Source organism: Vibrio sp. 2-1-2a (assembly GCF_032648565.1).
Lineage (GTDB): Bacteria > Pseudomonadota > Gammaproteobacteria > Enterobacterales > Vibrionaceae > Vibrio > Vibrio diabolicus.
Genome location: NZ_WBOH01000011.1, coordinates 1 through 12,303, shown reverse-complemented (window position 1 = coordinate 12,303; position 12,303 = coordinate 1). Strand labels below are relative to the sequence as shown.

Here is a 12,303-nt window from a genome sequence, read left to right as displayed (position 1 = left end):
TTTGTTCTTAATGACAAGACAAAAGCTCTCCTCTGTGAGAATTATTACGCTCTTTCTTTTCCTTCTAGAGCCAGTATCTCGTCAACTAATTTTGGAACCTCGACGCTTGCTTTTCCATAGCGTTTTTCTTCAAATTCACTTTCTACCGCACTAGGCTCTAGGTTAATTTCAATGGTATGTGCGCCATGCATTTTTGCATCATGAACAAAACCCGCTGCGGGATATACGACGCCAGAAGTTCCGATAGAAATAAATAAATCTGCCTCTTCTAAAGCCGCGTAGATATCCCCCATTCGCAGTGGCATTTCACCAAACCAAACAATATGTGGTCGCATTTGTGAAGGGATCTGACAGCAGTGACAAAGCTCACCAGTCTTAATGTCCTCACTATGTTCTATAACTTGGTTTGATTCACTGCATCTCGCTTTTAAAAGCTCACCGTGCATATGAATGACGTTATGGCTGCCGCCTCTTTCGTGAAGGTTGTCTATATTTTGAGTGATGACCGTCACTTTACCTTCTAACTCAGCCTCTAGACGACCCAATGCTTCATGCGCTGCATTAGGCTGTATAGCATTGTCTTGAAGTTTCTTGCGGCGTTGGTTGTAAAAATCTTGAACAAGGTCCGGATCGCGAGCAAACCCTTCAGGTGTTGCTACATCTTCAATACGGTGATTCTCCCAAAGGCCATCTTGCGCACGAAATGTTTGAATACCAGATTCGGCCGAGATACCTGCACCAGTAAGTACTACAATATTTCTATAAGGGAAATTCATAACTCATCCTTGCTGTTTTTTCATTAGCTTAACACTGAAAGAATAGCAACAGTAGTAATATGGATTAGACCATGGTCGTAATGGTCACTATTAGAATTACAATTTAAGAGGAACAGCAATGAGACAAGTATCTCTAGCGCTTATATTACTTACGACTTTAGCAGGTTGCCAATTAACCAATGTTGAAGGTGAAGTGGACGACGTAAAAGTAAGAGTCAGCACCAATGACGATAACCATCGTGGTAATGGAGATTTCTGTCCCCCTGGCCAAGCAAAAAAAGGCAATTGCTAAAAGAGCGGCTTTACGCCGCTCCCACATTGGCCTCAATCCTCGTTGGTAGAAGATATTTTATGAATGGCTAGGTCAGCGCCATTGAATTCGTCTTCTTCCGAAAGCCTTAGTCCCATACTGGCATTGATCGCGCCGTAGACTGCAAGCGCCCCAATCACTGCGATAGAAATGCCCAAAAGCGTTCCTAGAAGCTGAACAATAATGCTCACGCCACCTAGCCCACCCAACGCGCTTTGACCAAAGATCCCCGCAGCAATACCGCCCCAAGCGCCACATACACCGTGTAAAGGCCAGACACCCAACACATCATCAATCTTGGTTTTGTTTTGTAGGTAGGTAAAAAGATAAACAAATAGCACCCCAGCAATCGCACCTGTCACTAAAGCACCGATAGGATGCATTAAGTCTGAACCCGCACATACAGCAACCAAGCCAGCCAGTGGGCCATTATGAATAAAGCCGGGGTCATTCTTACCAGCCAACAATGACGCGACAATGCCTCCGACCATTGCCATCAATGAGTTCATAGCCACCAAGCCACTTATGCCTGACACGGTTTGAGCTGACATGACGTTGAAGCCAAACCACCCCACACATAAGATCCAAGCTCCCAAAGCCAAAAAAGGAATATTCGAAGGTGCAAAGTTGGTATGTTTTCCTGCTCGAACTCTGCCTTTTCTCATGCCCAAAAACACAACGGCAACCAACGCTATCCAGCCGCCAACACCATGTACAACGACTGAACCTGCAAAGTCGTGAAAGCCATAACCAAAGGTATTTTCAAACCAAGCTTGAACACCAAAGTTTCCGTTCCAGATCATTCCCTCAAATAACGGGTATACGATGCCGACAGTGAAAAATGTTGCGATTAGAATCGGATAAAAACGAGCTCGCTCTGCGATACCACCAGAAACAATAGCAGGAATCGCTGCAGCGAAGGTCAGCAAGAAAAAGAACTTCACCAACTCGTAACCGTTGCCTTGAGATAACGTCTCTGCATCAGCAAAGAAGGTGCCGCCATAAGCGACCCAGTATCCAATGAAAAAATACGCAATGGCGGAAATACCGAAATCGGCCAAGATTTTAACTAAAGCATTAACTTGGTTCTTTTGGCGCACGGTTCCTACTTCAAGAAAAGCAAAACCAGCATGCATCAAAAAAACCATGATTGCGCCAAGTAGTAAGAAAAGTGTGTCGGAACTTTGCGTGAGAGTTTGTACAGCGCCGTGTACCTGATTGGCAGTTACACTCATTATGATTGTCTCCGTTGATCTGTAGCGCACTTATCCTGTGCATCAAAGTTAGGCTCATCACCAATTTGGTGAACTTAATTTATAGAGCGTCTAACAGAGCAATTCTCATTCCATAATTTACATTTCTAACACTTACGCTTTAATTTATTGTTTTGTATGAACTTTAATAAAATTATGCATTCTTGAAATGGTGCTTAACACGCTAATAAATGCACCAATATGGTTGTAGTGCACCAACATAATGCGCACCATATAGCTCAACAAAACGTAAAAGCCACCTCATGAGAGGTGGCTTATATACTGAATTGCTAACTAAAGGAGTTTATCGAGTGATCTTCCCTGCTTTTACATCTTCTAACCAACGCCCTTCAACAAGATAGGGTGGAAGCCAACCGGTTTCAACAGATAGACGGTTGCCTTTGTCGTACCATATTAACTTCTACTAAGCGTGCCTATTGTGCTCTTTAATCATTTCTGCGATTTCCTTGCGTCCCCACTCATAAGTAAACGCTATAGCGTCCATGTCTTTCATAGAGTTACCAGTATATTTAACCTTTGTATCTATACCAGCTTTTAGTAATAGCTCCACAATATTTTTATGACCTGCATGGATCGCAGCAAACAATGGGTTGCGGTCTGGTTCAGATATATCCATCACTGCATTTCTTTCTAGAAAATAGGTAAGTAAGTCTAAATGACCTTCATATGCAGCTGTATTTAAAGGAGTTACACCTGAAGGCCCCCCCTTAACATTTACATCAATACCTAGATTCACCAGAAGCTCTACAATTTTATCTTGCCCTTGCTCCGTTGCGATATGCAACCAAGAACCCAGAGGCGTAATTAGATGAAGTAATTTGTCATCTCCTGAGAGAACTTTTTCAACCTCACTCACGTCACCGGATCTAATCGCGGCCATTACATCTTTTGCGCTGTATTCACCGGCCATCTTTATCTCCTCTCAGCTGCGGTTTTAACCAGTAATTTTAAAGCATTAACTATATCACCGCGTTTACCCAACATTTATCTGTCACTTTAAGAGTATCAACAACCTGCCGCAACGCATAAATATCATACTGACCTTCAATCCGATTTGGAGCCCACACTAAGTTATCGTGGTCAAATATTGGATAAGTTCCATACTGTCTCAAAAGAATTTAACCTTCAACAACGAGAGCTGTTGCTCTGAACCTAGCCCCTTTTTGAAGAGTATATGATGAGCATGTGGATCAGGCATATCTGTAGGAGGTGGACCAGCAACAGATTTTAAATATGCGCCAAAATCAAAGGCATCATCTGAGTTCTTGGTCTCGAATAACAAGCCTTGTAAAATTCGCAAACTGTCACTTTGCTCCAAAGATGTTTTCGTCCTTGATTTTCTGCGATAGCGTGTGCGTTAACAAAACCCTCTATCTTGAAGACATAATGGACTTAGGCCTACTATCATCTGAACAATTGATATGACGATAAAAAGTAATTTTGTTCTTCTCGCAATCAATATGGTTTAAATCGTGCTCATATCGAATATGATTTTTAACTTTGGGTTTTCGGATAATGCCACCAATGATGGGTCGTTCAACAAACAACAAGCTCCCCACCCTAAACGTAAAAGCCACCTCAAGATAGAGATGGCTTATATGCTGAATTGCTAACTAAAGGAGTTTATCGAGAGATCTTCCCTGCTTTTACTTCTTCTAACCAACGCCCCTCGACGAGATAAGGAGGAAGCCAACCGGTTTCAATAGATAAACGGTTGCCTTTGTCGTACCACATACAAGCCATGCCAAGCAGAGGGAAGTTAATAAAAGTTCGGATGCCTATCCTATCTGGTCCTAATTCTCTAAGATGATATTTCTCTTGAAACTGTAGGTTTTTAACGAGCACTTCCTCAAAATCATAACCAATATTAGTAGTGAGCGCTGCGAAGGTTTCTAGGATCCCCATCGCAATTTCCAACGCCCAGTTATCCCCTTGAGCTACCGCTGCGTCCATTGCTGCAACCAGCTTATCAGGATAGTCCGATGTGCGGTTGTGGAACGACTGAATGACGTCTACTAGCATATAAGACAGTTCACCCGCTTTGGTAGAGCTCTGTCTCATCAAAGAAATCGAAAAGTTCGCTAACACATCCATGCTAGCTTTGTCACGAACGATGACAGAGGTAAAATACGCATCTAGCCACATTGAGGGGCAAATGAAGCCTGTTTTTAAAATACCTTCGCCTTTCCATGTCACTTCTGGATAATCAGGTAATTTAATGCTTTGAGGCTCGCTTGATTTGATGGCAAGTTGATGGTAAAAAGCACGCATCAATGATGATTCATATAGACATAGTGTGCCGATTCTCTCATCATCATCTAATGGAGGTAACCATGTATACAGACGGAGCTGATAAGAAATACCATCGCTCAAGTAAACCAAGTTTTCTCTTTTTATAGATATGCGCCTTTTCCTTTTGTCTAAACTCTCTTTTATTTCTTCTCGATAAGCTTCTCTTTCAAAATCACTTAGTTCAACATGAGCTACTCGTTCAACCTTTTTTACCTCTGAGTTATCAACCACTTCTGAACTCTCCTATATCTATATCAAACTCTTTTGCTTTGAACTTGGAAACCTTACCGCTAGAATGTATTTTTGCTTGTGTATGTAATTTCAGCTGGTGCCTCGTAAACCATATCAAAGTCGCCTGGCTTCGAAATTGAGGCTCTTTGTAACAACAGTTCAAAGGCTGAGCATATATTCCAAAAATGCCTCAAATGTTGTCCATGATTGGGCTTCTTTACCAAACAATTCATCTATGAAAAGGGCTACTTGCCCCGCTCTTTCTGATTCATTTGAAAATAAAAAGTAGTAGCCACCTCCGGCATAGCGCTCTAATACGCAACCGCTTTGTGGTATTTTCTCAAAATCACTCGGTATCTCATCCTCGCGAAGTTCAAGAGTGCGCTCAACTGCAAGATAGTCCTCATCTTCAGAGTATCCATAAATCGTATGACCAAACCACTCAACGTAACCATATTTTCTTAGAAAAACTTTATATGGCTCCGGAAAGGATAATCCTAGCTGATTTTCCATTTCATGAATTGATACGTCATTCAACTCTCCAAAGCACTCAAACCCTTCTTTTTCGGTGAATTGATCGAGCATTACGTCTAAGTTTCTCATATTTAAAACTCTATTTTTGATATATGTTTTTGCCTTCATCGTACCAGTGCAATCGCTTATTGTACTTCTGATGAGGCTTGGAATTCATTACCCTGAAGTTATTGAACGAGTTATCCCCTCTCCGAAATAAAAGAGGTCTTATGGTGAATGATTAAATCCGTCGAGAAGTCTTCCTGATTTAATCATTTTGAACAATTGCTTTGAAGTAAAACGCTTCGCTGCCCCTTTTGTAATCGCGTAACAACGAACCCCTCACCATAAACTTATAAGCCACCTCGTAAGAGATGGCTAAAAAACACCCAAGGAGCTCTAAAAAGGACGCCATTCACTTTCTGACTTAAATACCACTCCTGAAAAATCTTTGTTCTCGATTAATTCAGCCAGTTTTTCATCGACACATAATAACCACTCGATAGCATCCAGTTGAAATATAGTTTTCTGCATTTCAATATCTTTCTTAAGGACAACTCGATCAATTGAATCAACCTCTCCATCAAACTCACTAAATATTGAATGATTTCTATCCAGTAAATCGCAAATCGCAAGAACATTTAAAAAATAGTATTCACCAAAACTTTTACCTTGGTAATTAACCTCAATCGGTAGGAATTCAACTTCACTCGTTTGTGTGTGCTTAGAAATTAAATCAGATAACCGTCGACTCACGATTAATAAAGGACCACTAAGAAAACTATCCGCAGGCTTGTCATCTGATATGACATCAATAGTAACTTTTGGCCATTTGTCTCCTAGGACAACGCCTCCCGTCAGATTCAATCCTATTAATACACTAGACTGCGTTACTTTGCCTTGAGTAAGATCGGAATCTCTATCTACCTTGTTGGTCCAAATTTTAAGTGTCATTACTACTTCCTACTTTTCCATTGCGGATCATCCAATTGCGATCGAGCTTCATTCTTTTCCAGAGCATTCCTAATGTTACTTTCTGTTTTTCCAATTTCATCTACAAAAATCATATCATCGATCAAACCACGACCATACTTAGTTTACAACGCTCTCATTTCTCGTCGAACTAAAGCATCTGAGAACCTTGGTGCCTTGCACTTAGATGTCTACCCACGTGTAAGGGAAGGCCTATTTCGACAGATGTTTTAATATTAGTTGGAAGTGCAATCCCATTTGCACCTCTGTTAATGTTGTAATCAAGTTCGGTAGCTCTATGCATGACCGGATATTCCTGAGCAATATTGATACTAATTTGGTGATTTCCAGCATGGTTTTCAGGTAACCCGCCAACTATTTCGTTATTTAACTTGAGCCCATAACCTCTGCTTAAAGAACCGCCATAATAATTCGCAACACTCCCCCCTTTGAGTTTTATTTAAGGGGATGATTTGGACAATTTCCTCTATACCTACAACATATTGAACTTTGCGTTTACTACCATCTGAATGATTGATATAACGATGAAAGGTAACTTCGTTCTTCTCGCAATCAATATGGTCTAAATCGTATTCATATCGAATATAATTTTTAACTTTGGGTTTTCTGATAATGCCACGAATGATGGCTCGTTCAGCAAACAACAAACTCCCCACCATAAACATAAAGCCATCTCAAGAGAAAGATGGCTTATAGACTGAATTGCTAACTAAAGGGTGTTATCGAGTGATCTTCCCTGCTTTTACATCTTCTAACCAATGTCCTTCGACGAGATAAGGAGGAAGCCAACTGGTTTCAATAGATAGACGGTTGCCTTTGTCATACCACATACATGCTATACCAAGCAGAGGGAAAGATATGAAGGTTTCTATAGAAATTAAGCCCTCTGGCTTATCGAGCCTCATTTGGTATTGCTCTTGGAACTGTAGGTTCTTAATGAGTACTTCTTCAAAGTCATAACCGATGTTAGTTGTCAGGGCCGCAAAAGTTTCCAAAATACCCATGGCGATTTCTAATGCCCAATCATCACCCTGAGAAACTGCCGCGTCCATCGCGGCCACCAGTTTATCAGGGTAGTCCGACGTGCGGTTATGGAACGACTGAATGACATCTACTAGCATATAAGACAGCTCACCCGCTTTGGTAGAGCTCTGTCTCATCAAAGAAATCGGAAAGTTCGCCAATACATCCATGCTAGGTTTATCACGCACAATCACCGAAGTAAAATAAGCATCAAGCCACATTGAAGGACAAATAAAGCCTGTTTTAAAAATACCTTCACCATCCCATGTCACTTCTGGATAGCCGAGTATCTGGATACTTAATTCTTCATTGGGATTCATAGCAAGTTGATGATAACAGGCTCCCATTAAAGAAGTTTCGTAAAGACGTAATGTACAAATTTGTTCGTCTTCATGCGTAGTTTGAAACCAGGTATACCAGCGAACCTGGTCAATGGCAAAATCACCAAGACTAACCAAGTTTTCTCGCCTGACCTTAAGACCTTCTTTTCTGTTATCTAAAACCCGGTTTATAAAATTTTTTTTACTCACAATGGCTTGTGTGTCAAGTTCAGGATTTGCTTTGCGCTCTACAATCTTGATCGATTCTTTACTTTGCATTTTGACTTAATCCTTTTGAATCAATTTTAAACTCTACTACTTCTACTACTACTACGTCTGAGGGCTTCAAGCTATTCGAGTAAAAGGGCTTAGGTATCTTTAAAAAGGACACATAATGCCAAGTGTAACGCAACAAAACGTCAGAAATGATGACCTAGCTCCCTTTGAATCTTAGCGAATTATATTTCCGGCTTTTACATCCTCTAACCAACACCCTTCGACGAGATAGGGAGGAAGCCAACCAGTTTCGACAGATAAACGGTTGCTTTTGTCGTACCACATACTAGCCATGCCAAGCAGAGGGAAATTAATGAACGTGCGGATGCCTATCCTATCTGGTCCTAATTCTCTAAGATGATATTTCTCTTGAAACTGTAGATTTTTAACGAGCACTTCCTCAAAATCATAACCAATGTCAGTAGTGAGCGCTGCGAAGGTTTCTAGGATCCCCATCGCAATTTCCAACGCCCAGTTATCCCCTTGAGCTACCGCTGCGTCCATTGCTGCAACCAGCTTGTCAGGATAATCCGGTGTGCGGTTGTGGAACGACTGAATGACGTCTACTAGCATATAAGACAGCTCACCCGCTTTAGTAGAGCTCTGTCTCATCAAAGAAATCGGAAAGTTCGCCAATACATCCATGCTAGGTTTATCACGCACAATCACCGAAGTAAAATACGCATCTAGCCACATTGAAGGACAAATGAAGCCTGTTTTTAAAATACCTTCACCATCCCATGTTACTTCTGGATAGTCGAGGATCTTTATGGTTAATTTATCATTGGGATGTATTGCAAGGCTATGATAACAAGCACTCATCAACGAAGTTTCATAAAGGCGTAATGTACAAATTTTTTCGTCTTCACATGAAGCTTGATACCACGTAAACCAGCGCACTTGCTCGAATGCATAATCTCCAAAGCTAATCAAGTTCTCTCGCCTAATTTTGAGCCCTTCTTTTCTTTTATCTAAGATTCGATTGATATAATCTTTCTCAGAAGCAATGCTATTATCATCTAACCTGGGCCTTGCTGTACGCTCTATAATTTTGGCTGGCTTTTTACCTTGCATTGTTGAACTAACCCTTCTTAATCAATTTTAAACTCAGCTATTCCTACTTTTATATCTGATGCATCTCTGATTTTTTTCGCAGCTATTTTTTCTGTCGTTTCATCTTCGTTTCAGACATTAGCTTAGTGATTTCTTCAGCATATTTGCTAGACCCTTGCTGATACGCTTCGTTTCCAATCTTACGGCTGCCCATCGGACAGCTACCCCCCTTTGGCCTCAACAATTATAATTTCACCTGGTGGCGGCTCTTCCACCTCGTAAACCATATCAAAATCGCCCGGCTTCGAAATTGAGGTTCCAATATCTTTGGGATGAAGCAGCTCAGCATTAGGACGTTTACTCCGAACAAAGTCATCCGCGGCTAACTCACAAATTTTTGCAGATTGCTGATTAATCTTGGCGATTTGAACGTTATTATACTGAATTGCTAACTAAAGGGTTTTATCGTGTGATCTTCCCTGCTTTTACTTCTTCTAACCAACGTCCTTCGACGAGATAGGGAGGAAGCCAACCAGTTTCAATAGATAAACGGTTGCCTTTGTCGTACCACATACAAACCATGCCAAGCAGAGGGAAAGAGATGAAGGTTTCTATAGAAATTAAGTCCTCTGGCTTATCGAGCCTCATTTGGTATTGCTCTTGGAACTGTAGGTTTTTAACTACTACTTCTTCAAAGTCATAACCGATGTCAGTTGTCAGGGCAGCAAAAGTTTCCAAAATACCCATGGCGATTTCTAACGCCCAGTCATTACCCTGAGCAACTGCCGCGTCCATCGCGGCCACCAGTTTATAAGGGTAGTCCGATGTGCGGTTATGGAACGACTGAATGACATCTACTAACATATAAGACAGCTCACCCACTTTGGTAGAGCTCTGTCTCATCAGAGAAATCGGAAAGTTAGCCAATACGTCCATACTTGGCCTGTCACGCACAATTGCCGATATAAAATAAGTATCCAGCCACATTGAAGGACAAATGAAGCCCATTTCTAAGATACCTTCACCATCCCATGTTACTTCTGGATAACCGAGTATCTGAACAGTTAATGGATCATTAGGAAACATAGCCAGCCGATGATAACAAGCCCCCATTAATGAAGTTTCATAAAGACGTAATGTACAAATTTGTTCGTCTTCATGTGAGGTTTGAAACCATGTATACCAGCGAACCTGGTCAATGGCAAAATCACCAAAACTAACCAAGTTTTCTCGCCTGATTTTAAGACCTTCTTTTCGCTGTTCTAATATCTTATTGATGAATTCTTTCTCAGAATAAACTCCACTTTCACTCAGCTCAGGATCTGCTTTGCGTTCTACAATTTTGATTGTTCCTTTACTTTGCATTTTAACGTAGTCCTTTGGAATCAATTTTAAACTCTGCTACTTCTACTCTTAAGTCTGAGGGCTTCAAGCTATTCGAGTAAAAGGGCTTAGGTATCTTTAAAAAGGACACATAATGCCAAGTGTAACGCAACAAAACGTCAGAAATGATGACCTAGTTCCCTTTGAAGCTTAGCGAATTATATTTCCGGCTTTTACATCCTCTAACCAACACCCTTCGACGAGATAGGGAGGAAGCCAACCAGTTTCGACAGATAAACGGTTGCCTTTGTCGTACCACATACAAGCCATGCCAAGCAGAGGGAAGTTAATAAAAGTGCGGATGCCTATCCTATCTGGTCCTAATTCTCGAAGATGATATTTTTCTTGGAATTGTAGGTTTTTGACTAGCACTTCCTCAAAGTCATAACCAATGTTAGTAGTGAGCGCTGCGAAGGTTTCTAGGATCCCCATCGCAATTTCCGACGCCCAGTTATCCCCTTGAGTTACCGCTGCGTCCATTGCTGCAACCAGCTTATCAGGATAACCCGATGTGCGATTGTGGAACGACTGAATGACGTCTACTAGCATATAAGACAGCTCACCCGCTTTGGTAGAGCTCTGTCTCATCAAAGAAATCGGAAAGTTCGCCAATACGTCCAAGCTAGGTTTATCACGAACGATGACAGAGGTAAAATACGCATCTAGCCACATTGAAGGACAAATGAAACCTGTTTTTAAAATACCTTCGCCTTTCCAAGTTATTTCAGGATGATCAGGTACCTTAACCGTCAAAGGGCTTTCAGGTTTTTGAGCTAGTCGATGATAGCTAGCTTGCATTATCGAGGCTTCAAATAGACGCAGCGTTCCTATTCGGTCATTTAGTTCAGACACTGGAAACAAAGTATATAACCTAACTTGCTCCCAAACCCCGTCTGTTAGATATATCAAGTTTTCGCGCTTTATTGTGATACGATGTTTTCTTTTCTCTAAGTTTTTTTCTATTTGTTTTGTATAGTAATTAAGTTCCTCAGCATTCAACTCGTAGGCTGCTTTTCTATTTATCTTTTTCATACTAACTTTACTTCCCTTAGCCTAATTCTTCGAGGCTAATATCAAACTCTTTTGCATTCACTTTAGATACGCCATCTGAAGCATCAATTTCTGCTAGGGTATGTAAACACCTGTCTAGAATATCATCTTGCACTGCTGATGTAATTTCGTCTGCAGCAGCTCTTTCTGTTGTACCAGCTTTTTGTTCAGACATTAATTTAACGATTTCCGCCGCATATTTGCTTGTCCCTTGCTGATATGCTTCATTGCCAATTTTACGACTGCCGAGCGGCCTGCTGCCACCCTTAGCCTCGACGATGATGATTTCTTCAGTATCATCTGAGAGGTACACCATATTGAAATCACCTGGTTTCGATCCCTAAGTTGCAAGGTCTTTGGGATGGCTCAACTTAGCATTAGGGCGTATATTCCGAATAAAGTCATCCGCGACCAACTCACCAATTTTTGCAGACTGCTGGTTAATATTACCAATTTGAGCGTGATACCCCTCTTCGCCAGCTCGAACGTCCATTGCCTCTTGACGCTCTTTCAAGCATTCATCAATTTTTGCTTTGTTTCTTTCTGTTAGCTCATCATCACTCGTCTTGAGTTCAGACTTTTTTATACTATGCCAGCATTGGCTACCCCAAACCTGTTGGGTGTGGACTACATATTGGTAATGCCACCAATGATGGAGCGTTCAACAAACAACAAGCTCCCTACCTCAAACATAAAAGCCACCCCATAAGAGATGGCTTATATATTGATTTGCTAAAGGAGTTTATCGAGTGTTCTTCCCTGCTTTTACATCTTCTAGCCAACGCCCCTCGACGAGATAAGGAGGAAGC

The 12,303-nt window shown here is 41.3% G+C and carries 13 protein-coding genes and 1 pseudogene; 1 reads left to right on the top strand and 13 read right to left on the bottom strand.

The features are described from left to right. Positions 1-44: 44 nt before the first annotated feature. Complete coding sequence (gene cobB / locus F7Y48_RS20555; RefSeq protein WP_053807417.1) at positions 45-776, bottom strand: Sir2 family NAD+-dependent deacetylase; 732 nt, start codon at positions 774-776, stop codon at positions 45-47. Positions 777-894: 118 nt separating this feature from the next. Between cobB and F7Y48_RS20550 the strand changes: the two genes are divergently transcribed. Further along, positions 895-1,068 carry a hypothetical protein gene (locus tag F7Y48_RS20550; RefSeq protein WP_012841833.1) on the top strand — a complete coding sequence of 58 codons (174 nt, stop codon included), beginning with the start codon at positions 895-897 and terminating at the stop codon, positions 1,066-1,068. A 32-nt stretch (positions 1,069-1,100) separates the two neighbouring features. On the opposite strand, the gene F7Y48_RS20545 is transcribed toward F7Y48_RS20550, so the two are convergent. The 12 genes and pseudogenes from F7Y48_RS20545 to F7Y48_RS23645 all read right to left on the bottom strand — a co-directional run bounded on the left by F7Y48_RS20545 (position 1,101) and on the right by F7Y48_RS23645 (position 12,008). Beyond that, complete coding sequence (locus F7Y48_RS20545; RefSeq protein WP_316685333.1) at positions 1,101-2,321, bottom strand: ammonium transporter; 1,221 nt, start codon at positions 2,319-2,321, stop codon at positions 1,101-1,103. A 442-nt stretch (positions 2,322-2,763) separates the two neighbouring features. Then, positions 2,764-3,270 carry an ankyrin repeat domain-containing protein gene (locus F7Y48_RS20540; protein WP_258507368.1) on the bottom strand — a complete coding sequence of 169 codons (507 nt, stop codon included), beginning with the start codon at positions 3,268-3,270 and terminating at the stop codon, positions 2,764-2,766. Between the two features lie 713 nt (positions 3,271-3,983). Further along, a complete protein-coding gene (locus F7Y48_RS20535; RefSeq protein WP_258507367.1) occupies positions 3,984-4,883 on the bottom strand; it encodes an immunity 49 family protein in 900 nt (299 codons plus the stop codon). Positions 4,884-5,042: 159 nt separating this feature from the next. Next, complete coding sequence (locus tag F7Y48_RS20530; RefSeq protein ID WP_258507365.1) at positions 5,043-5,486, bottom strand: SMI1/KNR4 family protein; 444 nt, start codon at positions 5,484-5,486, stop codon at positions 5,043-5,045. 309 nt (positions 5,487-5,795) lie between these two features. After that, positions 5,796-6,350: an imm11 family protein gene (locus F7Y48_RS20525; protein WP_258507363.1), complete on the bottom strand. Its 555-nt coding sequence runs from the start codon at positions 6,348-6,350 to the stop codon at positions 5,796-5,798. 758 nt (positions 6,351-7,108) lie between these two features. Next, positions 7,109-8,011 carry an immunity 49 family protein gene (locus F7Y48_RS20515; RefSeq protein ID WP_258507361.1) on the bottom strand — a complete coding sequence of 301 codons (903 nt, stop codon included), beginning with the start codon at positions 8,009-8,011 and terminating at the stop codon, positions 7,109-7,111. Positions 8,012-8,182: 171 nt separating this feature from the next. Continuing rightward, positions 8,183-9,082, bottom strand: coding sequence for an immunity 49 family protein (locus F7Y48_RS20510; RefSeq protein WP_316685332.1), 900 nt, complete (start codon positions 9,080-9,082; stop codon positions 8,183-8,185). A gap of 17 nt (positions 9,083-9,099) precedes the next feature. Beyond that, positions 9,100-9,495: pseudogene (locus F7Y48_RS20505) on the bottom strand (hypothetical protein); the annotation flags it as partial. A 28-nt stretch (positions 9,496-9,523) separates the two neighbouring features. Beyond that, on the bottom strand, positions 9,524-10,426 hold the full coding sequence (locus F7Y48_RS20500; protein WP_258507357.1) for an immunity 49 family protein: 903 nt from the start codon (positions 10,424-10,426) through the stop codon (positions 9,524-9,526). Between the two features lie 168 nt (positions 10,427-10,594). After that, entirely contained in the window at positions 10,595-11,476 is an 882-nt protein-coding gene (locus F7Y48_RS20495) for an immunity 49 family protein (RefSeq protein ID WP_258507355.1), read from the bottom strand. Between the two features lie 16 nt (positions 11,477-11,492). Further along, entirely contained in the window at positions 11,493-11,810 is a 318-nt protein-coding gene (locus F7Y48_RS23650) for a hypothetical protein (RefSeq protein ID WP_373925394.1), read from the bottom strand. A gap of 24 nt (positions 11,811-11,834) precedes the next feature. Next, positions 11,835-12,008 carry a hypothetical protein gene (locus F7Y48_RS23645; protein WP_373273922.1) on the bottom strand — a complete coding sequence of 58 codons (174 nt, stop codon included), beginning with the start codon at positions 12,006-12,008 and terminating at the stop codon, positions 11,835-11,837. Positions 12,009-12,303 lie beyond the last annotated feature (295 nt).